This window comes from Bacillus sp. D386, from assembly GCF_006346415.1.
In genome coordinates this window covers 169,788-192,230 of the sequence record NZ_VEMV01000006.1, presented here as the reverse complement: position 1 = coordinate 192,230, position 22,443 = coordinate 169,788, and the positions used below count along the sequence as shown (strand labels likewise).

The following is a 22,443-nucleotide window of genomic DNA, read 5'->3' as shown; positions in this document are numbered from 1 at the left end:
GATGCTTGAAAAGAGAATACGTCACTTTAATCGGTACCAGGATATCATCCGTGCAATGATTCATAATGGATTTGGATCCATTGCCAAAGAACTGGGATTATCCGATATGCTACCGTTTGGAGGGCAGTGGACGTTTGAAGGCAAGGAGGTTAAAAATCGGCCGGCTGCCGAGCGGATTCGTGCCATTCTTGAGGAATTGGGCCCGACTTTTGTAAAGCTTGGGCAGATGCTGAGTACAAGACCTGATATCGTTCCTCCTTCCGTTATTTTGGAATTGGAAAAGCTGCAGAATCATGTGCCTGCCTTCTCCCCTGAAGAAGTCAAAAAGATTATCGAATCGAATCTGGAAGCAACAATTGATGAACTGTTTTCCGACTTTACAGAAGAAGCATTGGCTGCGGCTTCTATTGGTCAAGTACATAAGGCTGTTCTTCATACAGGGGAAGAGGTCGCTGTAAAGGTGCAACGCCCTAATATCCAGGGTAATATTGAGACAGATCTAGAAATCTTGCATAATATTGCTAGATTGGCAGAAAAGCGATTCAGCTGGGCTAGAGATTATGGCATAAGTGATATAGTGGATGAATTTTCTCAATCCTTACATCAGGAACTGGATTATGGAATTGAGGGAAGAAATTCCGAAAAAATAGCTAATCAATTTATCGATAATGACATAATTAAGATACCATCTATTTATTGGGACTACTCTACTAAGCGAGTATTAACGATGGAATATGTAGAAGGTATTAAAATAAATGAAATCGAAATGCTAGATGAACTTGGGTTTGACAGGCAACTAATCAGTGAGCGCTTTACGGATGCGATGATGAATCAAATCTTAATCAACGGTCTGTTTCATGCAGATCCACATCCAGGCAATGTCCTGATTCAACCTGGAAATCGAATTGTTTTGATTGATTTCGGTAATATTGGACACCTGGATACACGGATAAAGTATGCATTTGCAACATTGATTATTGCCTTAAAACGAGGTAATACGGATAGTGTCATGCGTGCAATCCTGAAGCTGGGCTTCACACCTGATGATATCAATTATGATAAACTGCGATCTGATGTAGAAGAAATTATCGATAAGTATTATGGTCATCCTTTAAATACTTTAAATATGAGTGAAGCAGTGAATGACTTCTTTACATTAACCTACTTACATCATATCCGTATCCCATCTGATTTGACTATGCTGGGTAAAACCTTCCTTGCAGTGGAAGGTGTTGTAGAAACATTGAATCCGGAATTCAATATTATTGATGTAATTGAGCCGTTTGGGGAGAAGTTGATTAAAGAAAGACTGAAGCCTAAAAACCTGGCGGATTCCTTGTGGAACAAAGTAGTGGAATACTCGGATATCCTGGACGAAATGCCTCGCAATATAAATGAATTGATGAAGAAGCTGAAAGAAGGTAAATTTCGTGTACAAATAGAAGTGCCGCAACTAGATGTGTTCCTTGGTAAAATGGATAAGGTCGGGAACCAGCTTTCCTATGCGATTATTCTCTTGTCCTTTAGTATTATTATGGCAGGCTTGATTATAGGATCATCATCTAGAGGGAGCGGTTCTATATTATGGCAAGTGCCTATTATTGAAATTGGATCGATTATCGCAACCTTAATGGTACTGTATTTACTGTATTCAATTTTTAAATCGGGCAGATTTTGAGAGGAAGTTTTTAAGTGGGAAATGTGAAGACGAATGCACTGCGCCTTTTAGATCAAAAAGAAATTGAGTATGAAATATTTCAATACGAAAATCGCGATGGGAAAATTGATGGTATTTCCGTTGCAGAGAAGATAGGCCAGAATTATCGTCTTGTCTATAAGACTCTCGTTACCATTTCAGGGACTGGCTCTGTTTATGTATTTGTGATTCCTGTAGATTCAGAGCTAGATTTGAAAAAAGCAGCTAAAGTTTCTGGTGAAAAGAAAGTTGAAATGCTGCCTATGAAAGACATACAAAAATATACGGGGTATATCCGCGGTGGCTGTTCACCGGTTGGGATGAAAAAGCAGTATAAAACATACATAGATGTATCAGCTGAAATTCAGGAAAAAATTATAGTCAGTGCAGGAAAAATAGGAGTGCAAATGAAAGTAAAGGTTGCTGATTTACTTACATCAGTAGTAGATGGCGATTTTGCTGACGTTATACATGGGTGAAAGGTCTGATTAGGGCCTTTTTTTCTTGTAATTTAGGGAGATTAGTAAACAGATACACCGGATTTAATAAGTATTGGGTCCTTATTTTTCTCTGTATGAAGTGATGAGTTCTATTTAATGTTGGGTCAGTAGTTTGTATGTAATGAAAGTCGGGTTTTAAAATATCTGGATAAGACTGTTTACAATTTTTGGGTGAATGCCATATGATAAAGTGGGGATTGAAATTTTTTACATTTGAAATAGGGGGAGCTATATGAATAAGAAATATACCCACTTTGAAACTGCAGCTATCCATGCCGGATATGAATCAAACGAACATCAAGGAAGCCTTTCTATGCCAATCTATCAAACTTCCACCTTTACATTTGAATCTGCTGAACAGGGGGAACAGCGATTTGCCGGTACAGATAATGGATTTATCTATTCGAGATTAGGCAATCCAACCGTACGCTCATTAGAAGAGAAGATAGCAGTATTGGAAGGAGCTGAGGAAGGAATTGCATTTGGGTCTGGTATGGCTGCTGTATCAGCTGTTTTAATGGAACTTACCAAGGCAAATGACCATATTCTATGCTCACTCGGTATTTATGGTTGTACATTCGATTTATTAGTCATGATGAAAGAGAAGTATAACATCCATCATGACTTTAGTCCGATGGAAACAGAGGAACAAATACAGGAGTTAATTAAACCTGAAACAACGTGTATATTTGTTGAAACGCCAATAAACCCAACTATGAGAGTCATTGACTTGGAAATGGTGGCACGGGTGGCTAAAAGAAATGGGATCCCCGTCATTGTGGACAATACATTTCCTTCGCCATACTTGCAACAGCCCCTTCAGCTGGGATGTGACATAGTTGTACACAGTGCAACAAAATATATTTGCGGACATGGGGATGTTGTAGCGGGCTTGGCTGCGGGTTCCCATGAATTCATATCACGAGTTAGAAAAACAATGTTAAAGGACGTCGGGGGAATTATGGCGCCTTTTGATGCATGGCTATTGTTAAGGGGAATCAAAACCTTGCCAATTCGGATGGACCGTCATAGCGAAAATGCTCAAAAAATTTATGAGAAGCTTAAAGAACATCCAAAAGTTGAGCGGATTTATTATCCTGGAGATAAGCAAAACGTTGGATATGAGGCAGCTATGAAACAAATGCGTCAGCCAGGAGGGATTATCGCTTTCGAAATAAAAGGCAGTAAAGAGGATGCACAAGCCTTCCTTAACAGGATGAAGCTTATTAAAATTGCAGTCAGCTTAGGTGATGTTGAAACATTGATTTGTCACCCGGCTTCAATGACTCATGCTATTATTCCGGAATCTGAACGATTGGAAATGGGTGTTACAGACCAATTGCTGCGTGTATCCGTTGGATTGGAAAACTGGCAAGATCTATGGGGGGATATAAAACAAGCGCTGGGAAATGATTAGGTATAACTATAAAGGGGCTGAATCTATATTATAGAGATTCAGCCTTTAACGTATGGAGAATAGCTCTTGTTAGGATTTCGATGCCTTCTATTATACAGGAACGATCAAATGTCATATTTGGGTGATGAAGTCCGGGAGTTAAATCAGCACCAAGTGCCAGCATGGTTGCTTTTATGGAAGGGCGAAGTTTCGTATAAAAGTGAAAATCGTCACTTCCGGGAGTTAACACTGTAGGGCTTAATGCTTTATGCCCCATTGTATCCAAAATAGCTTTTTCCATAAACTGAGCCGCCTTGGCGGAGATGATGGAAGCCGGTGTATCTGGATATGGTTCTAGTTGGATATGAATGCGGAAGATTGATTCTAATTGAGCAAAGGTTTGCTTTATTTGCTCTTTAATGATGTTCAGGTCTTCATTTGATTGAGCCCTGGCATCAATTCCAAACAAAGCAGTACCTGGTATAACATTTAAATTTTCATTACCTGTTTCGAATCTGGTGATTTTGATGGAATGTGGTTTCATCGGCGACAGTTTAATTTGTTGAAGCAGCTGATGCATCATAATTAGGACATCTATTGAACTTGTCCCTAAGTGAGGCCGCGCTCCATGTGCATCTTCTCCAATGATTTTTCCTGAAAGATGGTAGGTTGCCCCATGATTGATCGCAGGAGCTGCCATGCCAAGAGGCAGCTCTTCTATTGGACGAAGATGGAGACCGTATAAATAATCAACGTCATCTACAATTCCAAGATTCGTTACAGCCTTGGCACCTTCACCCGTTTCTTCTGCCGGCTGAAAGATAAATCGAACTGTTCCTTTTTCTTTTTCAGTCTCAGTCAATTCTTTGAGCATCAAGGCTACACCCAAAACGATTGACATGTGCGCATCATGTCCGCATGAATGATTAGCTCTAAAGGTTCCATCACATTCCTGCCAAAGGGCATCCATATCCGCTCGTAAAGCAATGACTGGCTTGCCGGAGCCTATTTCAGCAGCTAAACCGGGAAATGAGGGGAAAGCGTTACACTTAACCCCTTCTTCGATTAATCGCTTTTCAATAAAGGCTGCAGTTTCATGCTCTTTCCAGCTTATCTCAGGATGTGAGTGTAAATATTCAAAAATGGAATGTATATAGGGTTCAAGTTGCCTAAGTTTTGTCTTCAAAGTATATGGATCCTTTCATTAGTTGTCCGGCAATACTGTTTAGTAACCTGTTATGATAGTGTACGCATCTTTTGTTGAAAGTTTCCTTCGGATGAAATTGTATATTATTTCAACTATTATAAATACTTAGGTACAATGGATTTAAGGCTGTATGAAGGGGAGAAATAAATGAATACATTAGATGAAATTCTTGCTTATAATCGTGAATTTGTAAACAAGGAAGAATACTTGCCATATGAGACCACTAAATTTCCCGATAAAAAAATGGTGATAGTAAGCTGTATGGACACCAGGCTGGTTGAGTTGTTACCAAAGGCCATGAATATTGCTAACGGAGATGTCAAAATTATAAAGACTGCCGGGGCAATCGTAAATCATCCATTTGGCGGTGTGATGCGTTCCATCATTGTGGCAATTCATGCATTGGGAGCAAGAGAAGTATTTATTGTAGGCCATGAGGATTGCGGTATGGCTGCCATGGATCCAAATCAATTGATTGGACAAATGACTGATAATGGAGTACCTAATGAGACCTTTTCTACTTTGGAGCATGTAGGAATAGATGTGAAGCAGTGGGTTAAGGGCTTCTCTAATGTCCATGAAAGCGTAACGGAAAGTGTTAATCTGGTTAAGAATCATCCGTTAATGCCTGCATATATACCAGTAACGGGAATGGTTATTCATCCATCGACCGGGGAATTATCTGTTGTCGTCAATGGATATGAAAAAGTGAAATCGGAATAAGTTTATTAATGAATGACGTGGGGACACGTCATTTTTTGATTAAAGGGACTGCGACATATTAAAGAATAGTTAGTATTAGACATTTGTTGAAGTCCTTTAACGATAGGGACTAAATACGACGAGTTACATTAATATGTAATTTAAAAACTCGTCAATCATGAATCCGCATCGAATAGGTGCTGCGTAAACATGAATAGCGGGTTTTTTATTTAAATCTGCACTAATCCATCCAGTTTTTCAACTAGATTATCAAGTTCATTAAAGCTATGAGAAATACCGGTTATTAGCTGGTTTTGCTCTTTGATATTAGCGAGAATCTCCTGTGAGGATGCAGAACTTTCCTGTGTAAAGCTGGATATTCGGATAATCTCTGTTGCAATCCTTTGAGATTTGGCTGTAAGCGGATTGAGTATGTTTTGAACTTTATTGGCCTACTTAGAACCCCCCCCTTGTATAAGAAATATAGAGGGTCTTGGATGACTTTTTGAGGAATATTTTTGAATTTAATTACGGTGTTTTCAGAGGGATATTAGCTAGGGGATTTTTGGAAAGGCGAAATAAATAAGAGCCAGATAAACTGGCTCCATGCTTACTGTTTTTCGGGCTCGTATTTCTTTTCGCTGGAAGAAGTGCTCTTCGTAGCAGTCTTATCTTTTTCTTCAAGATTTTCTTCTCGTAAATCTTCGATAGGAATGGTGTCTACATGCTGTTCATCTTCAAATCTATCGAGCATATGCTCTTTGTCAGTCATTGAGTTTTCAGGATTGTCCATTTTTTTCTTCGATAATGGTTTTTCCTTTGTCATGTGTATTCACTCCCATTGTTCGTTTCTTATTCTATACCCCTATAGAATAAGAATACACATTATTTGGAAGTGAAGGACTCTTTGTGAGTTGAGTAATGGGCTAGCCATTTTCGATTAACTTCAAAACCCATTCCGGCTTGTTCAGGAACTTGAATGACACCGTTCTCGACAATCACGCTAGGGGACGTGATATCTTGCTCCCAATAATGGCTGGAGCTCGAAATGTCACCAGGCAGATTAACCTGTGGCATGGAAGCCAGTGCAATCGTATGGGCTCGGCTAATTCCAGATTCAAGCATACCGCCGCACCAAACGGAAATATTATTGGCTTCACAAAGATGAAGAATTTTAATGGCTTCTGATAAACCGCCGACTCGTCCAATTTTCAAATTAATCACTTTGCAGCTACCCAGAGCAATTGCTTGTTTGGCGTTCTCGAATGATTGAATGCTTTCATCCAGGCATACCGGTGTTGTGATATGTTGCTGAAGAATGGCATGCTCATAAAAATCGTCAAAACGAAGCGGCTGTTCAATCATCATTAAATCAAATTCATCCAGCGCTTTTAGGAGGTCCATATCTGCTAAACAATAGGCTGAATTTGCATCAGCCATAATGGGTAAGTGTGGGTATCTCCTACGAACTGTCCGAATAAGAGAGATGTCCTGACCGGGTTTGATTTTAAGCTTAATTCTCTTATATCCCTGCTCAAGGCTATGATCAATCAGGCGAAATAAATGTTCATCTGAGGTCTGCAGTCCAATACTAACTCCTGTTTCAATCTCATTTTTAGTTCCACCTAAAGCTCTCGATAAGGATTTATTATTTTTCTTCGCATATAAATCCCAAATTGCGCCTTCGAGAGCCGATTTAGCCATTGGATTTTTGCGAACGGGAGAAAAAAGATGCTGAAGTTCATCCGGATGATAGATTGGCTGCTGGATGAGTTTGGGGATTAAAAAATCTTTCATAATATGTGCAGCAGTTTGGAGTGTTTCCTCCGTATACCAAGGTTCTCGGAAGGCAACACATTCACCCCACCCAACCATACCGTCGCAATCAACCATTTCAATAATAATCATTTCTCTATCCTTCAAGCTTCCAAAGCTAGTAGTAAAGGAATTCTTTAGTTCCATTGAAATATAGTGGAGAGTAATCTCTTTAATATTGATAGAAATATCCATTGTAACCGCTCCTTTAATTGTAAGAATACCGTAACATATCTAATTAGCAACGGCAAAATAGAGAGCTATACTATTAATATTTAACTGAATATTCGACCAAATACTGCTATAATTTTAGAAAAAGATAGAAAAAGTGGGGGGGATAAGGTATGGGTCATTGGAATACAAAGGAAGGGATTTTGGAGTTATTATACCGCCTTGTAAAAGTGCCAAGTGTAACGGGAACAAGAGGTGAGTTGCGTATGGAGGACGAAATTTCTGCGATCCTTAAGGAAATGCCTTATTTTCAAAATTACCCCGATCAAATATACAGAAAAGAAATTACAGGAGATCTATTAAATCGAAAAGCAGTTGCTGCGTTTTATCAAGGTAGTAAAACGAGTAAAAAAACAATTATACTTTTAAGCCATTATGATGTAGTTGGGGTTGAAGATTACGGACGCCTTGCACCGCTCGCTTTTTCACCATTGGAATGTACAAGTGCAATGGCAGAGGAAAACCTTTCAGTTGATGCCGAGCAGGATTTGAAGTCTGGAGAGTGGATCTTTGGAAGAGGAATTATGGATATGAAAGCCGGACTTGCTATTCAGATGGCTTTACTATCAGAAGCTGCCGAACATGGCAATTTGAAACATAACCTATTATTTTTAGCTACACCGGATGAAGAGAGATATTCGGCCGGAATGTTTGCGGGAGTTGAGTTGATTAAGGGACTCAAGGACCAATATCAACTGGATTTGGAAGTGGCCATTTGCTCGGAGCCGAGTTTTGGTGCATATCCAGGAGACCGTACAAAATATTTTTATACAGGATCTGTGGGTAAGTTATTGCCCTTAATTTTTTGTGTAGGAACTGAAACACATGTGGGCGAACCGCTTGAGGGCATGAATGCCGCCTGGATGGCAGGTGTGATAGCGGAAAGACTGGAGTTATCCTTAGCCTTTTTAGAACAAGAACGCGGGGAACAGAATCCTCTGCCTACGATCTTAAAATTAATGGATCTAAAAGAAGCATATAATGTCCAAACGCCAACTGCAGCATATGTACTAGCTAATATCCTTACGCTAAAGCAAAATCCGGAAGAAGTCATAAACAAGCTGAAAGATATTGGCGAAGAAAGCAGCAGGTATATAGAAGGACGGTTATCAAATATTTATGATTTACTTGGGTATGGAAGACATGGTTCAAGAAAACCTAACCTTAAGCCCAGTGTATATACTTATCAAGAGTTATTTGATAAAGGCTGTAGAGAATATGGCCATATGTTTATGAAAGAAATAAACGCAAAGATTGCATTGCTCGAACAGGACGCAGGCATGAATATGGCCAAATTAACAGCTGAAATTGCAGATGTAGTGGCAGCGTTTTTCAAATCAGAGGCCCCTTTTTATATGATCATGCTCGCTCCACCTTATTATCCACACGTTTATTTGGAAGATGATGAAAGGGATCAGAAAGCAAAAGGTATAGTAGAGCACTGCGTTAGGATCGCTAAAGAGAAATTTAATGAAGAAATAAAGATCATGTCTTATTTTCCAGGGCTTTCCGATGTAAGCTATTGCCGTTTACGTGATCGTGATTTAGTGATGCCGGTGTTAGAAAATGAAATGCCTCTATACGGGAAGGGGTATAATCTTCCGCTTTCTATTATTGGGGAATTGGATATACCAGCCGTAAATATCGGTCCATATGGTAAGGACGCACACAAACGTACAGAAAGGCTGCATATTCCATTTTCCACTGAGGTTGTTCCCAAATTGCTTAAACAAGTGGTCTATGGCTGCCAATAATGATGTTCTTTTTGTACTATATTGCCTCAACTTACCTGCCATAATTCTCGCCTTTCTGTAGAAAATGATAATAAGGGAAGGAGGTAGGATTATGGCGAGAGGTAAAGGTTTTAATCATAAACGTAAAAGTCATCCTGGGAATTTTCCTCACCATGCTGAAACGGGTGGAAATCAGGAACAACATACAAACCACGAACAATATATTGTGACGAAGGAAGCCTTTAAAAATAGATCAGACGTGCATAAATGACAGAATTGTTATATAATGGTATCTATAAAGGCATCTGTATTTAAGAACAGATGCCTTTTATAGTACAGTTTAGCTTTCAGAGTGGATTTTACTATAACAGTTTTATTTACTGTCAAGGGTTCCTGATATTAGAATTATTCGAAAATAGAAAGAAAAGATTGATTTAACAACGTTGTTTTCGATTTCACCAGATTGTCATAATTTACATGTTCACTTTTTCACATATAATGTGTATTATAAGAGTATAGAAAGCTGTTATATAATTTAAAAAAGCTGAACATCTAGAAATTTGAAATAATATTCCTGAACGTAATATTAGGAGGTAAAATAAAATGGCAATGGTTATGGATAATGTAACTAAAAAAGATGCATGGAGAGGCTTTGCTGGAGGAGATTGGCAGAATGAAGTTAACACACGTGACTTCATTATGAAAAACATCACTCCATACACAGGAAACGATGAATTCTTAGAAGGCCCAACAGAAGCTACAAAAGAATTATGGAAGCAAGTAATGGAACTTACTAAACAAGAACGTGAAGCAGGCGGCGTCCTTGATCTTGATTCTAAAATTGTTTCTACTATTACATCACATGGTCCTGGATATTTAAATAAAGAACTTGAAACAATTGTTGGTTTCCAAACAGATAAACCATTCAAACGTTCTCTTCAACCATTCGGTGGTATCCGTATGGCGGTAGCTGCAGCTGAATCTTACGGATTCACAGTAGATGAAGAAGTGCAAAAAATCTTCACTGATTACCGCAAAACACATAACCAAGGTGTATTCGATGCTTATACGGATGAAATGAAGCTTGCTCGTAAGGCTGGTATCATCACTGGTCTTCCAGATGCATACGGACGCGGACGCATCATCGGTGACTACCGTCGTGTAGCATTATACGGTGTAGACTTCTTGATCGCTGAACGTAAGAAAGATTTGAAAAACTACGGATTAAGAACAATGTCCGAAGAAGTTATTCGTCAACGTGAAGAATTAAGCGAGCAAATCCGTGCTTTAGGTGAATTAAAACAATTAGCTGAGATTTATGGTTATGATATCTCTAAACCAGCTACAAATGCAAAAGAAGCAGTACAATGGTTATACTTTGCTTACCTTGCTGCAATTAAAGAACAAAACGGTGCAGCGATGTCACTAGGACGTACATCTTCCTTCCTTGATATTTATATCGAACGTGACCTTCGTGAAGGCACATTAACTGAACAAGAAGCACAAGAGATCATCGATCACTTTGTTATGAAGCTTCGTCTTGTAAAATTTGCTCGTACACCTGATTACAACCAATTGTTCAGTGGAGACCCTACTTGGGTAACAGAATCAATCGGTGGTATGGCATTAGACGGAAGAACACTTGTAACGAAAAACTCTTTCCGTTTCTTGCATACATTAACAAACCTTGGACCAGCTCCAGAACCAAACTTGACTGTATTATGGTCTACGAAGTTCCCAGAAGGGTTCAAACGTTTCTGTGCAAAAATGTCTATCCAAACAAGTGCGATTCAGTACGAAAACGATGACATCATGATCAGAGAATACGGCGATGACTACGGTATTGCTTGCTGTGTATCCGCAATGCGTATCGGTAAACAAATGCAATTCTTCGGAGCACGTGCAAACCTTGCAAAAGCATTGCTTTATGCAATCAACGGTGGGGTGGATGAAAAACTTAAAATTCAAGTTGGACCGAACTTCAAAGCAATTACTTCTGACGTGTTAGATTATGATGAAGTTATGGCTAACTTCGATAGCACAATGGAATGGCTTGCAGAGCTATACATCAATACATTGAATGTAATCCACTACATGCACGACAAGTATAGCTATGAGCGTATTGAAATGGCATTACATGATGTTGAAATCCTTCGCACAATGGCAGCGGGAATTGCTGGATTGTCTGTAGTAGCCGACGCATTAAGTGCGATTAAATATGCACAAGTTAAACCAATCCGTGATGAAAATGGTGTAGCAGTTGACTTTGAAATCATCGGTGATTTCCCTAAATACGGAAACAATGATGATCGCGTAGATAGCATGGCTGTTGAGCTTGTTCGTAACTTTATGACTAAATTGAAAAAGCATAAAACATACCGTAGCTCTGTGCACACACAATCCATTCTTACAATTACTTCTAACGTAGTATATGGTAAGAAAACTGGTAACACTCCAGATGGACGTCGCGCTGGCGAACCATTCGCACCAGGTGCGAACCCAATGCACGGACGTGATACAAAAGGTGCTCTAGCTTCTCTATCTTCTGTATCTAAGCTTCCATACGATTGCTCTTTAGACGGTATTTCTAACACATTCTCTATGGTGCCAAAAGCACTTGGACGTGAAGAAGAGCAACGTGAAGCGAACCTTGCTGCAATCTTGGATGGTTATGCTTCCAAGGAAGGTCACCACTTGAATATCAACGTATTCAATCGTGACACATTGCTAGCTGCTATGGAACATCCAGAAGAGTATCCACAATTAACAATCCGTGTATCTGGATACGCTGTTAACTTCATCAAGTTGACTCGTGAGCAACAAATTGACGTTATCAATCGTACGTTCCACGAAACTATGTAATATAGAAGTACTTGTTACTAGGAGGTCTCCCTGTATTAGCAGGGAGACTAACTTTTAACTTCTACTTGGATATTTTTAGAAAAGAAAGGATGGGATCTCATGACAACATATGGAAATATACATTCCGTTGAAACATGCGGCACAGTAGATGGCCCGGGGATCCGCTACATTGTCTTTACGCAAGGGTGTTTGTTGCGCTGCCAATATTGCCATAATGCCGATACGTGGTCAATTGGAACAGGCAAGCAAATGAGTCCTGAAGAAATCGTTAAAGATATTGAATTATATAAACCATTCATGGATGCATCAGGCGGGGGAGTTACCGTCAGCGGCGGAGAACCGCTATTGCAAATTCCTTTTATTATAGAACTGTTTAAATTATGTAAGGAAAGAGGAATTCACACGACCATTGATTCCTCAGCTGGCTGTTTTTCGAGATCACCAGAATTTTTAGAGCAATTCGATGAACTGCTTGAATATACAGACTTAATCCTACTGGATATTAAACACATAGATAGCAAACGCCATATTAAGCTAACTGGTAAACCGAATGAACATATTTTGGATTGCGCCCGTTATCTTTCTGACAAAGGACAACCGGTTTGGATTAGACACGTACTAGTTCCAACGGTTAATGACCAGGATGAATACTTGGAAAGAATGGGTCAATTCTTAGGTACACTTAATAATATTGAAAAGGTAGAAATCTTACCATATCATCAATTAGGTGTTTATAAATGGGAAACACTTGGCTACAAATATCCACTGGCGGGAATCCAATCTCCTAGTGATGAACAAGTAGAGCATGCCTACAAAATGCTAACCAAGTATATGAAAAAGCCAGCTTGAAAAGAGCATGAAATTAAATAATTAAAGGCCCAAACAATAGGTGTTACGCTTAAAAAAATAGTAGGAGAAACCACATGAGGTTTATATCCTACTATTTTTTTGTTATAAATGAAAGATAAAGTAAATTTCAAAGGAGGGGTACAATTGCTAATCAATTGGAAAGCAGAAGATAAAAGATGGATAATTGGTCAAATTCAACAATATTTTCAAAAAGAGCGTGATGAAGAGATTGGAGAACTGGCTGCTGAGAATATTTTGGAGTTTTTCACAGAAACGTTAGGACCTCATTTTTACAATGCTGGAGTGAAGGATGCAGGGAAACATGCTGAAGCATATGCTGCACGCTTGGAAGAAGACTTATACGCATTAATGCGACCAATAAAAAAATAGATGCTTTAAAAACCTTCCTGAAAAGAAAAGGAGAGATCAGAGTCTATAGTGAAATACCATCAAGTGAGATGCTGACTGGTTAAGACAGTATGCAAGCTATACTCGATGAAAAGGTCTACACTTTTTACAAGTGGGTAAAAAAAAGGCAAAATAAAAAGGCGAAGGATGTCCGCCTGGAAAATAGAGTTTATATTCTTTTAGCACCTACATAACGCTTCTTCCAATATGAAGAGCTTAATGAATCTATTTTTACACCTTTAGATACAGAGTGAATGACTTTGTTGCTGCCAATATAGATTGCTACATGGGAAACTCCTTTTCCAGAAGTATTAAAGAAAACTAAATCACCTTTTTTTAACTTAGATTTAGCGATCTTTTTCCCCTGTTTATACATACTGGTTGAGGTCCTTGGAAGTTTCTTTCCTGCCGCTTTTTTGTAGGTATACCCCACAAAACCAGAACAGTCAAATCCTTTAGGTGTTGTTCCGCCGTATCGATAAGGCGTTCCTACATATTTTTTCCCGGTTGAAACAACTTTGTTAGCTTTACTTGTCGAAATAGCGGCTGAGGCTTTAGATTCAAATGGTCCAAATGGCACAAGCGTGGATGACAGAAAAATAGCAAGAGCAATAATTATTTTTTTCATAGTGACCCCCGAAATGTTTTTTTGGCAGCATTGTTAAATCTTACCGCCTTTTTCTCTACTTTTTTACTATAACTAAAATACTAGTTTCTATGGTTACAGCATTATTGAATTTAATTTACAAAAATATTACAGAAATTTGGTTACTTCGACATATTTGTTAAAAAACCCCATATTATATTCATGGAAGATTAAATGATAGAGGGGATAAAGTTAAGTCATTCTCCTCAGAATTGCTATTGCAAGGTATCTGTAATTGTTGATTCAACTCTTAATCGATTAAAAAAAGTGATGTTTTCATCACTTTTTTTTATGTCTTTTTACCTAAAATTGATTCTCATATCTTTTTAAAAGCTTATTAGTGTTAAGGAATTTATTGAAATGTCGATACTAGAAGAGATAAAAGAATAGTAGAAAACGGGTGAATTATATGGACAAGTCTTCAATCATAGGGATTATGTTGGCCATCGTTTCAGTAGGTGTTGGAATGGTGCTTAAAGGTGTTGATATCGCAGTTCTCGTCAATCCAGCTGCTATATTAATCATTTTCTTAGGAACGGCTGCAGCTATATTAGTTGCTTTTCCAGTTAATGAATTGATTAAGCTTCCTAAGCTATTTGTCATCATTTTTTCAGAAAAAGCAATGGTCTCAACGGAAGAATTAATTCATACATTTTGCGATTGGGCACAAACAGCTCGTAAAGAAGGTTTGCTTGCGCTAGAAAAAATTTCAGAATCAGTTGAAGATCCGTTTTTAAGGAACGGCTTGAATTTGGCGGTTGAAGGACAAAGTGCAGATTATATTCGCGACATCCTTTCAGAAGAAATAGATGCCATGGAGGAAAGGCATGCTGTTGGGGCTCAGATTTTCACACAGGCTGGTACCTATGCTCCGACCCTCGGGGTATTAGGTGCAGTAGTAGGATTAATTGCAGCCTTGGGCAATATGAGTGATACAGAGATACTGGGCCATGCCATAAGTGCAGCATTTGTTGCTACATTGATGGGAATCTTTACGGGATATTTATTGTGGCACCCGTTTGCGAATAAATTAAAGAGAAAATCTAAACAGGAAGTACGTATTAAAGAGATGATGGTAGAAGGTATTCTATCTATATTAGAAGGTGAAGCACCAAGGACAATAGAGCAAAAACTATCTTCTTATTTACCTGCTGCGGAAAGGAAGAAGTGGTTGGAAGGCGAGATGAGAAACAATGTCCAGGCGAAAAAAGAAATCTCAGCATGAGGAGCATATGTCCGAATCCTGGCTGCTCCCATATAGTGACTTATTAACCTTATTATTAGCGTTATTTATTGTCTTATTTGCTATGAGTTCTGTAGATGCCCAAAAGTTCTCTGAACTATCACGAGCCTTTAATAAAGCATTAGATGGAGGAACAGGTGTTTTTGAGCATCCGAGCCCGATGCCTGAAGGGATGATGGCAGAAACAGACCCAGAGAAATTTGATGGGGAAGAAGAAGGAACAGAGGAAGCCAGCCCTGAATTGGAAGAATTAAAGGTAGTCCAAGAAAAAATAGATACTTATATTAATGACAGTCATTTAAAATCCAATTTAGAGACATCTCTGACAGAGGAAGGGTTGCTGTTAACCATTCGTGATAATGTATTGTTTGATTCGGGGATCGCAATGGTCAGAGAGAGAGATGAAATAATTGCCAAGGAAATATCTGAACTGCTTGTAATGGAACCTCCCAGAAATATTATCATTAGCGGACATACGGATAATGTTCCGATTCGTAATGCAGAGTTTGAGTCAAATTGGGAATTAAGCGTTATGAGAGCTGTTAACTTTATGAAGCTTCTTCAAGATAATAAAAAATTAAAACCGGAATGGTTTAGTGCAAAAGGCTTTGGAGAATTTAAACCAGTATCGCCTAATACCACTGACAGTGGGCGGGAGAAAAATAGACGCGTAGAAATCCTCATCATGCCCCGTAAAACATTAATTGGTGAGTAGTGGATTATCCATTAGGTTGGTTAATGAATTTAGAGGGGGTATCTGATTGTTAGGTAGGATGAGGATTAGTTCAAAGATTTTGAAGACATTGTAAAACGGTGAAGTTTATTAGGGAAATGTGGAAATCTCTAAGCGAATGACTTAGGCAGTGTGAATATCATTCACACTGTTTTTATATTCCTTGATTAGATAAAAGAGAATGTTTATGAAAATTTTGCCGAGGGAAAGATGAAACTGTAACTATTATTTTTCAAAAAAGGAGATTGATAGTATGAGTAAAAGAATTGCATGTGTCATAACGGATATGTTTGAAGATGTAGAATATACAGACCCTGCTAAGGCTTATAAGGAAGCTGGTCATGAAGTAGTAACCATCGGCTTTGAAAGTGGACAAAATGTTGAAGGTAAGCAAGGAAAAGAAACGGTGGAAATTCAAAAGGGCATTGATGAGGTAAAAGCGAATGAGTTTGATGCTTTATTTATTCCGGGTGGATTCTCTCCTGACATTTTAAGAGGAGACGATCGTTTTGTTTCTTTTGCCAAGGAATTCATGGACGCAAAGAAACCAGTATTCGCAATTTGCCATGGTCCGCAATTGTTGATTACTGCAAAAGCGCTGGAAGGAAGAGATTCAACAGGTTACAAATCAATTAAAGTTGATCTCGAGAATGCAGGTGCCACTTATCATGATGAAGAGGTATTTGTATGTGGAGAACAATTAGTAACAAGCAGACAGCCTGATGATATCCCAGCTTTCAACAGAGAATCCCTTGCATTGCTGTCCAAATAAAATGAAGCTCCTCTGTTCAATGAACAGAGGAGCTTTTATTGCCTATTTACTTTCTCAATTTGCCAATCTCTTCGACAATTGCTTGCATTTCACTAGGGCTGAAGCGGTCCTTGGACATGACCATTTCATATATCTCCAGTAAATCCTCATAGGAGCTATCATTAAAGCTGTCTGCACGCATAGCTGAACTGTTGATCATTTGTAATTTTTCTTGGATGCCATTAATCATAATTTTAATATTCTCAGTGGATTTAACCGATAAATCTGCCACTTCATTCATCCCTTCCGCACTAGATAGAAATATCATTCCATGGAATTCGCTATCTGTCAAATTCAAGTTTCAAATGTCTTTCTCTGCTTATTTTGTTTTTCACTATTAATAATTCTGATAATGATTTTTGTTTCAGCTATAATCACAGCTGAAAGTCCGAGGAGGCCAATCAAGTTAGGAATTGCCATTAAAGCATTCATAATATCAGCAAAGCTCCAAACAAGATCAAGGGAGCTTACGCAGCCAATAAAAACAGCTAAAACAAAAACGATTCGATAGCTAATCACGGTCCTATCTCCAAATAAGTAGGAATAGCATTTCTCACCATAATAAGCCCAACCAATAATTGTGGAGGCAGCAAAGAAAATTAACCCGATTGAAACGATGTAGGAACCAACAGGACCTAATAATAAATCAAAGGAGACGGATGTCAGTTCTGCTCCTTCTAATCCACTATGATATTGGTCTGCCATTACAAGTGAAATTCCTGTTATTGAGCAAATAATGATTGTATCAATAAATACTTGCGTCATTGATACAAGTGCTTGTCGGGCAGGAAAATCCGTTTTAGCCGCAGCTGCCGCAATCGGAGCTGACCCTAAACCAGCTTCATTCGAAAAGACACCTCTAGCCACACCCCAACGGATTACAGTACCGATTGCACCGCCAGCTACTGCCTGTCCAGTGAAGGCATCTGTGAAAATCAGTTTAATTGCATTTGGAACGAGTTCAGCATTTAAGATAAGAATTAAGATTCCACAAATTAAATAAAAGGCGGCCATAACCGGTACAAAATAGGAGGTGACTTTACCGATGCTTTTAATGCCTCCGACTAACACAAGAGCGGCAAAAATAGTCAGGACAATCCCGGTTACCCAGGTTGGGATGGAGAAAGTATCATGAATCGTGTTGGCTACTGAATTAGCTTGGACCATATTACCGATTCCAAAAGCTGCAATCGCACCGAAAATCGCAAAGGCGACGCCAAGCCATTTCATTCTCAGCCCTTTTTCTAAATAATACATAGGTCCACCTGACATTTCACCATTAGCATTTACGATTCTGTATTTAACCGCAAGTACTGCTTCTCCGTATTTCGTCGCCATACCAAAAAAGGCAGCAACCCACATCCAGAAGACGGCCCCTGGTCCACCGCTGACGACTGCTGTAGCCACTCCAACAATATTCCCAGTTCCGACTGTTGCTGCAAGAGCAGTCATTAAAGCCTGGAAATGGGAAATATCTCCGTCCGATTTTTTATCCTGGCTTTTAGTGAAGGCCAATTTTAATGAATAAGGCAATAATTTAATTTGTAAAAATCCAATTCGAAATGTTAAATAAATACCTGTACCAACAATTAAAATTAAGAGGGGTGGCCCCCAAAGAAAATTACTTATTGTTTCTAAAAGTACAGTCAAATCTTTTGAAAACTTATTCAAAAAGTCAATCAAGTAAATTCACCCTATCTGTATGTTGTTAATATTAAGAATATTCTTGAAACAATTTTGCGTCAAGATAAAAAATACTTAATTGCCATTTTATGTTTAGAATTCCGCTATTATAGGTAAATCAATAAATATAAGAATAAGCAAGTAAAATTAATTCGGGAGGGATAAATAATGAGTAGAAGCAGTCAAAAGAGCAATAAGCTATGGTTAGGAATTTTAGGTGGAGCAGCAGCAGGTTTTGCAATCAGCCTATTGGATAAGAACACTCGCAAAACAGTAATGACAGGCGGCCAAAAAATGATAACGAATGTTAAATCGATGGCTAAAGATCCGAATTCTATAGTGGAAAATGTGAAGGAGATGTCTGGTAAAATTCGTACAAACATAGATCAAATTGGTCAGGATGTATCTTTTATATCTGAAAAGGTAGATGAAATGAAAGAAATGCCACCGCAAGTAGCAGGGGTTATTAAGGAAACAAAAGAAGTAATGGTAGACAAAAAATCTTCTGATGGTTCGGCTTCTACGACAGAGAACAGTAATACTTCCTCTGTATCTGATGATATAAGTACCACTTCTACGCGCAAATAAAGTCAAACAAGCTGAATAGAGGTGGTACTGGAATGGAAGGTAGGAAGAAGTATGTAAATAAAAGCGTATTTAAACATTTATACGATAAAATTCAAGGTGATGAAGTAACAGGCTTGGCAGCGCAATTAGCCTATTACTTCTTACTTTCAATTTTTCCGCTCTTAATATTTGTTATCACGTTATTGCCTTTTTTGCAGGTTTCCCAAGCGGATTTGATGGAGCTTTTGCATACGTATGCTCCTGCAGAATCGGCAAATTTATTAGAATCGAGTTTAAAGGATGTCATGGCTAACCAAAACGGCGGCTTGTTATCTTTTGGTATCTTGGCAACGATGTGGTCAGCATCCAACGGGACCAATGCCATTATAAAGGCTCTTAATCATGCATATGATGTTGAGGAAACCAGATCATTTATTAAAACAAGAGGATTAGCTTTGATTTTAACCATTGGATTAATCCTGGTTGTAGTGGTTTCTTTGCTATTGCCAGTGTTTGGGAAATATATTCTCAATATTGTATTTGATTTCCTAGGATACGAGCCTTCCTTTGTTTATGATTTACTGCGCTGGGTGATTTCTATTGCTGTCATTACCTTTGTATTTTTAATTTTGTATTGGATTGGGCCCAACCTTAAAATGAAATGTAGAGACGTTTTACCAGGGGCAATCTTCGCGAGTGTCGGATGGGCGCTATCATCGTGGGCATTTTCAGTTTACGTGAGTACATTTGGTAACTATTCTTCCACATATGGCAGTCTCGGAGGCTTGATTGTTTTAATGCTTTGGTTATATATATCAGGTCTTGTCATTATTGTAGGCGGAGAAATTAATGCAGTATTGTCCAGAAATAAGAGGCACTGGACGATTAAATAAGTAGAGCGTGGATTCAAATTATAATGGTTCAGAACTAATGTGCGGACGAACGGTGATTGATTATTAAATGAACAGCCACCGTAGTTTTAGGAAGATTTGATGTGTTTCAGATTAACTTCCCATGAATAAAGAAAATAGAGGCCGTCCGGAAAGTCATTAACAGACTTACAGGATAGCCTCTATTTGTATTCTATTTAGATTTTAATAAACGGAGACTGTTTAGGATGACTAATATGGTGCTGCCTTCATGGCCGATTACACCGAATGGTAGGTCGAGAGCCTGAAAAAAGTTTGATACAACTAAAATCATAATGACGGAAATTGAAAAGATAACATTTTGGCGAATGATTCGGTTCATTCGTTTGGATAATTGAATGGCTTCTGCTATTTTTGGTAAGTCGTTTTTCATGAGAACAATATCAGCTGTATCAAGAGCCACATCAGATCCTTCACCCATGGCAATTCCGACAGAAGCAGTAGCTAACGCAGGCGCATCATTAATGCCATCCCCAACCATGGCAACGGTAGTATATTTCTCTCTAAGTTTTTTAACTTCTTCTACCTTTTGTTCAGGTAAACATCCAGCAACAAACCCAGATAAATGGCTTTCTTTGGCGATTACCTTGGCAGTGTGCTCGTTATCTCCAGTCAGCATGCATGTATATACATCCAGTTCCTTCAATGCTTCGAGAGCATCGGCAGTCTCTTTACGAATGATATCTTTTAATGCAATTATTCCTGCAATACCTTTCTCATCTTTTACATAGGACAATGTTTTCCCTTCAGACATTAATTCAAGTGCCGCTCCATTTTTAAATGACATGGCGGCTTCTTCGCCTACAAAATCCTTCTTCCCAATCTTCCAATAGTGCCCATTTGCATGTCCTTGAACACCAAATCCGGATATTTCTTCAGATTCTACGCGCGGCATGGTCTGTGAATAAAGCTGTTCAACATGCTTAACAATGGATTGTCCCAGCGGATGATTCGAATTCTGTTCAATGGAAGCTACACTTAATAAAAATTCTTTTTGATCGATGTCATCGCGGATTAAAATATCCGTCACAACGGGTTTCCCCTGAGTTAGTGTCCCTGTTTTATCGAAAGCAATGGCCTTTACATTGCCTAGGTTTTCTAGATGGATACCGCCTTTGAATAAAATCCCACTTTTAGCGCCATTCGAAATCGCGGATAAAGTAGCCGGCATGATAGAAGCAACTAATGCACATGGAGAAGCTACCACTAACAAAACCATTGCCCGGTAGAAGGTCTCTGTCCAGGACCAACCCAGAACAAAATGTGGGAGAAACAACATAATTCCAACGACAACAAGAACAACTTTTACATACGTATCCTCAAATCTTTCAATAAATAATTGAGAAGGAGATTTTTCACTTTGCGCATTTTGAACAAGTGTGATAATTTTTTGGAATAAAGTTTCACTGTTAGGTTTTGTAACCTTAACTTTTATGGTTCCATGTCCATTAACCGTCCCTGCAAATACCTCGTCTTGAATATATTTGCTGACGGGAATCGATTCTCCGGTAATTGCAGCTTCATCAACAGCAGTCTCTCCAAATAAGATTTCTCCATCTGAGGGGATGCGTTCCCCAGGCTTAATTAAAATCAAATCTCCAACTTGCAGGGAAGAAACCGGTACTATTTCTTCAGTGTTATCGACTATTCTCAAAGCCTGTTCAGGCTGCAAATCCATTAATGAAGAAATTTCTTTGTGACTTTTATTCATCGTATACGTTTCAAGTGCACCGCTCAAAGAGAAAATAAAAATCAGGATTGCTCCCTCAGTCCAATATCCGATAATGGCTGACCCAATCGCTGCCAGAATCATCAAAAGCTCTACGTTCAGTTTTCTCTCTTCAATCGTCTGAGTGATGCCTTCTTTAGCCTTGGCATAACCCCCAATTACATATGCCAGTATATAGACGAAGGCAGATGAGGCATTCAAATCCTTTGTTGATAATAGCCAGCCGCATAAAATCAGAATTCCGCTTAAACCGGCAGCCAAGAGCTCCCAATTGGACGTAAGTTTAGAGGTGAATTCTTTCCATCTATTATATTGGCTAGGTGAATTTTTCAAGCTTGATTTATTTAGTGCTGTTTCCATGTGAATAACCTCCTTGTAATTGAGAATAGATCTCGTTGTTTTTCTTTTCTAATTGAGAATGATGTTCAAAATCATTAGGCTTATAAAATAGCGGATGCTGCCACAAATACTGTGACAGCAACATTTTTCTTTCTTATTTATAATAATTATTATCTACATATTAGTATAACATGAGTCGCTAAAGAAGTTAAGTGAATTTATTTGGAAAAGAAAAAATAGCAATTTTCTACCTTGCTTATTTGTGGATAGGGGAAATTTTAACTGAAGATGCGTGAAGGTGAATATGAGATAAAATTGAGTGGATGAATAAATACAGCAACAATTACAGTAATAAAGTCGAATG

21 protein-coding genes are annotated in these 22,443 nt (G+C 38.6%); 14 read left to right on the top strand and 7 right to left on the bottom strand.

Features of this window, described 5'->3' with window-relative positions:
* Nucleotide 1 precedes the first annotated feature (1 nt).
* The 3 genes from FHY45_RS18220 to megL all read left to right on the top strand — a co-directional run bounded on the left by FHY45_RS18220 (nt 2) and on the right by megL (nt 3,613).
* The gene (locus FHY45_RS18220; protein WP_139892736.1) at nt 2-1,678 is read left to right on the top strand and encodes an ABC1 kinase family protein; all 1,677 of its coding nucleotides are present in this window, start codon (nt 2-4) and stop codon (nt 1,676-1,678) included.
* Between the two features lie 14 nt (nt 1,679-1,692).
* Nucleotides 1,693-2,175 (top strand): Cys-tRNA(Pro) deacylase, encoded by a 483-nt coding sequence (ybaK, locus tag FHY45_RS18215; protein ID WP_139892735.1) that lies wholly within the window; start codon nt 1,693-1,695, stop codon nt 2,173-2,175.
* A gap of 253 nt (nt 2,176-2,428) precedes the next feature.
* Entirely contained in the window at nt 2,429-3,613 is a 1,185-nt protein-coding gene (gene megL / locus FHY45_RS18210) for a methionine gamma-lyase (RefSeq protein ID WP_139892734.1), read from the top strand.
* A 28-nt stretch (nt 3,614-3,641) separates the two neighbouring features.
* On the opposite strand, the gene FHY45_RS18205 is transcribed toward megL, so the two are convergent.
* Nucleotides 3,642-4,778, bottom strand: coding sequence for an amidohydrolase (locus FHY45_RS18205; protein ID WP_066108308.1), 1,137 nt, complete (start codon nt 4,776-4,778; stop codon nt 3,642-3,644).
* A 168-nt stretch (nt 4,779-4,946) separates the two neighbouring features.
* Between FHY45_RS18205 and FHY45_RS18200 the strand changes: the two genes are divergently transcribed.
* A complete protein-coding gene (locus tag FHY45_RS18200) occupies nt 4,947-5,522 on the top strand; it encodes a beta-class carbonic anhydrase (protein WP_066108306.1) in 576 nt (191 codons plus the stop codon).
* 589 nt (nt 5,523-6,111) lie between these two features.
* Here the strand turns inward: FHY45_RS18200 and FHY45_RS18195 are convergent.
* Both FHY45_RS18195 and menC read right to left on the bottom strand, forming a co-directional pair.
* Nucleotides 6,112-6,327, bottom strand: a complete 216-nt coding sequence (locus tag FHY45_RS18195; protein WP_066108303.1) for a hypothetical protein — start codon at nt 6,325-6,327, stop codon at nt 6,112-6,114.
* A 59-nt stretch (nt 6,328-6,386) separates the two neighbouring features.
* Nucleotides 6,387-7,511, bottom strand: coding sequence for an o-succinylbenzoate synthase (menC, locus tag FHY45_RS18190; protein ID WP_373925503.1), 1,125 nt, complete (start codon nt 7,509-7,511; stop codon nt 6,387-6,389).
* A 149-nt stretch (nt 7,512-7,660) separates the two neighbouring features.
* Here menC and FHY45_RS18185 point away from each other — a divergent pair, with 149 nt between their 5' ends.
* The 5 genes from FHY45_RS18185 to FHY45_RS18170 all read left to right on the top strand — a co-directional run bounded on the left by FHY45_RS18185 (nt 7,661) and on the right by FHY45_RS18170 (nt 13,381).
* Nucleotides 7,661-9,301, top strand: a complete 1,641-nt coding sequence (locus tag FHY45_RS18185; RefSeq protein ID WP_066108300.1) for a M20/M25/M40 family metallo-hydrolase — start codon at nt 7,661-7,663, stop codon at nt 9,299-9,301.
* Between the two features lie 91 nt (nt 9,302-9,392).
* A complete protein-coding gene (locus FHY45_RS20680) occupies nt 9,393-9,551 on the top strand; it encodes a hypothetical protein (RefSeq protein WP_175354311.1) in 159 nt (52 codons plus the stop codon).
* Between the two features lie 332 nt (nt 9,552-9,883).
* Nucleotides 9,884-12,142, top strand: coding sequence for a formate C-acetyltransferase (gene pflB / locus FHY45_RS18180; RefSeq protein WP_139892733.1), 2,259 nt, complete (start codon nt 9,884-9,886; stop codon nt 12,140-12,142).
* 99 nt (nt 12,143-12,241) lie between these two features.
* Nucleotides 12,242-12,991, top strand: coding sequence for a pyruvate formate-lyase-activating protein (gene pflA / locus FHY45_RS18175; protein WP_066108295.1), 750 nt, complete (start codon nt 12,242-12,244; stop codon nt 12,989-12,991).
* 144 nt (nt 12,992-13,135) lie between these two features.
* Nucleotides 13,136-13,381, top strand: a complete 246-nt coding sequence (locus FHY45_RS18170; protein ID WP_066108292.1) for a DUF2164 domain-containing protein — start codon at nt 13,136-13,138, stop codon at nt 13,379-13,381.
* A gap of 187 nt (nt 13,382-13,568) precedes the next feature.
* Here the strand turns inward: FHY45_RS18170 and FHY45_RS18165 are convergent, their stop codons facing one another.
* Nucleotides 13,569-14,027 carry a C40 family peptidase gene (locus FHY45_RS18165; RefSeq protein WP_066108289.1) on the bottom strand — a complete coding sequence of 153 codons (459 nt, stop codon included), beginning with the start codon at nt 14,025-14,027 and terminating at the stop codon, nt 13,569-13,571.
* A 427-nt stretch (nt 14,028-14,454) separates the two neighbouring features.
* On the opposite strand from FHY45_RS18165, the gene motA reads away from it, so the two are divergent.
* From motA to FHY45_RS18150, 3 genes are all read left to right on the top strand, one after another.
* The gene (motA, locus tag FHY45_RS18160) at nt 14,455-15,270 is read left to right on the top strand and encodes a flagellar motor stator protein MotA (RefSeq protein WP_066108286.1); all 816 of its coding nucleotides are present in this window, start codon (nt 14,455-14,457) and stop codon (nt 15,268-15,270) included.
* A complete protein-coding gene (gene motB / locus FHY45_RS18155; protein ID WP_139892732.1) occupies nt 15,239-16,003 on the top strand; it encodes a flagellar motor protein MotB in 765 nt (254 codons plus the stop codon). The genes motA and motB overlap by 32 nt, the downstream gene beginning before the upstream one ends.
* A 271-nt stretch (nt 16,004-16,274) precedes the next feature.
* Nucleotides 16,275-16,793: a type 1 glutamine amidotransferase domain-containing protein gene (locus FHY45_RS18150; protein WP_066108283.1), complete on the top strand. Its 519-nt coding sequence runs from the start codon at nt 16,275-16,277 to the stop codon at nt 16,791-16,793.
* 46 nt (nt 16,794-16,839) lie between these two features.
* Here the strand turns inward: FHY45_RS18150 and FHY45_RS18145 are convergent, their stop codons facing one another.
* On the bottom strand, nt 16,840-17,073 hold the full coding sequence (locus FHY45_RS18145; protein WP_066108582.1) for a DUF1128 domain-containing protein: 234 nt from the start codon (nt 17,071-17,073) through the stop codon (nt 16,840-16,842).
* Between the two features lie 53 nt (nt 17,074-17,126).
* Nucleotides 17,127-18,482 carry an alanine/glycine:cation symporter family protein gene (locus tag FHY45_RS18140; protein WP_066108579.1) on the bottom strand — a complete coding sequence of 452 codons (1,356 nt, stop codon included), beginning with the start codon at nt 18,480-18,482 and terminating at the stop codon, nt 17,127-17,129.
* Between the two features lie 201 nt (nt 18,483-18,683).
* On the opposite strand from FHY45_RS18140, the gene FHY45_RS18135 reads away from it, so the two are divergent.
* Nucleotides 18,684-19,103, top strand: coding sequence for a YtxH domain-containing protein (locus FHY45_RS18135; RefSeq protein WP_139892731.1), 420 nt, complete (start codon nt 18,684-18,686; stop codon nt 19,101-19,103).
* A 32-nt stretch (nt 19,104-19,135) separates the two neighbouring features.
* Nucleotides 19,136-19,975 (top strand): YihY/virulence factor BrkB family protein, encoded by an 840-nt coding sequence (locus FHY45_RS18130; RefSeq protein ID WP_066108277.1) that lies wholly within the window; start codon nt 19,136-19,138, stop codon nt 19,973-19,975.
* Nucleotides 19,976-20,165: 190 nt separating this feature from the next.
* On the opposite strand, the gene FHY45_RS18125 is transcribed toward FHY45_RS18130, so the two are convergent.
* The gene (locus tag FHY45_RS18125; protein ID WP_066108274.1) at nt 20,166-22,100 is read right to left on the bottom strand and encodes a heavy metal translocating P-type ATPase; all 1,935 of its coding nucleotides are present in this window, start codon (nt 22,098-22,100) and stop codon (nt 20,166-20,168) included.
* Nucleotides 22,101-22,443 lie beyond the last annotated feature (343 nt).

Excerpts from the sequence above, each read along its gene's own strand:
- FHY45_RS18220 (WP_139892736.1), top strand. The coding sequence starts at position 2 with ATGCTTGAAAAGAGAATACGTCACTTTAATCGGTACCAGGATATCATC.
- megL (WP_139892734.1), top strand. The coding sequence starts at position 2,429 with ATGAATAAGAAATATACCCACTTTGAAACTGCAGCTATCCATGCCGGA.
- FHY45_RS18200 (WP_066108306.1), top strand. The coding sequence starts at position 4,947 with ATGAATACATTAGATGAAATTCTTGCTTATAATCGTGAATTTGTAAAC.
- FHY45_RS18195 (WP_066108303.1), bottom strand. The coding sequence starts at position 6,327 with ATGACAAAGGAAAAACCATTATCGAAGAAAAAAATGGACAATCCTGAA.
- menC (WP_373925503.1), bottom strand. The coding sequence starts at position 7,511 with ATGGATATTTCTATCAATATTAAAGAGATTACTCTCCACTATATTTCA.
- FHY45_RS18185 (WP_066108300.1), top strand. The coding sequence starts at position 7,661 with ATGGGTCATTGGAATACAAAGGAAGGGATTTTGGAGTTATTATACCGC.
- FHY45_RS20680 (WP_175354311.1), top strand. The coding sequence starts at position 9,393 with ATGGCGAGAGGTAAAGGTTTTAATCATAAACGTAAAAGTCATCCTGGG.
- pflB (WP_139892733.1), top strand. The coding sequence starts at position 9,884 with ATGGCAATGGTTATGGATAATGTAACTAAAAAAGATGCATGGAGAGGC.
- pflA (WP_066108295.1), top strand. The coding sequence starts at position 12,242 with ATGACAACATATGGAAATATACATTCCGTTGAAACATGCGGCACAGTA.
- FHY45_RS18165 (WP_066108289.1), bottom strand. The coding sequence starts at position 14,027 with ATGAAAAAAATAATTATTGCTCTTGCTATTTTTCTGTCATCCACGCTT.
- motA (WP_066108286.1), top strand. The coding sequence starts at position 14,455 with ATGGACAAGTCTTCAATCATAGGGATTATGTTGGCCATCGTTTCAGTA.
- motB (WP_139892732.1), top strand. The coding sequence starts at position 15,239 with ATGTCCAGGCGAAAAAAGAAATCTCAGCATGAGGAGCATATGTCCGAA.
- FHY45_RS18150 (WP_066108283.1), top strand. The coding sequence starts at position 16,275 with ATGAGTAAAAGAATTGCATGTGTCATAACGGATATGTTTGAAGATGTA.
- FHY45_RS18145 (WP_066108582.1), bottom strand. The coding sequence starts at position 17,073 with ATGAATGAAGTGGCAGATTTATCGGTTAAATCCACTGAGAATATTAAA.
- FHY45_RS18135 (WP_139892731.1), top strand. The coding sequence starts at position 18,684 with ATGAGTAGAAGCAGTCAAAAGAGCAATAAGCTATGGTTAGGAATTTTA.
- FHY45_RS18130 (WP_066108277.1), top strand. The coding sequence starts at position 19,136 with ATGGAAGGTAGGAAGAAGTATGTAAATAAAAGCGTATTTAAACATTTA.
- FHY45_RS18125 (WP_066108274.1), bottom strand. The coding sequence starts at position 22,100 with ATGGAAACAGCACTAAATAAATCAAGCTTGAAAAATTCACCTAGCCAA.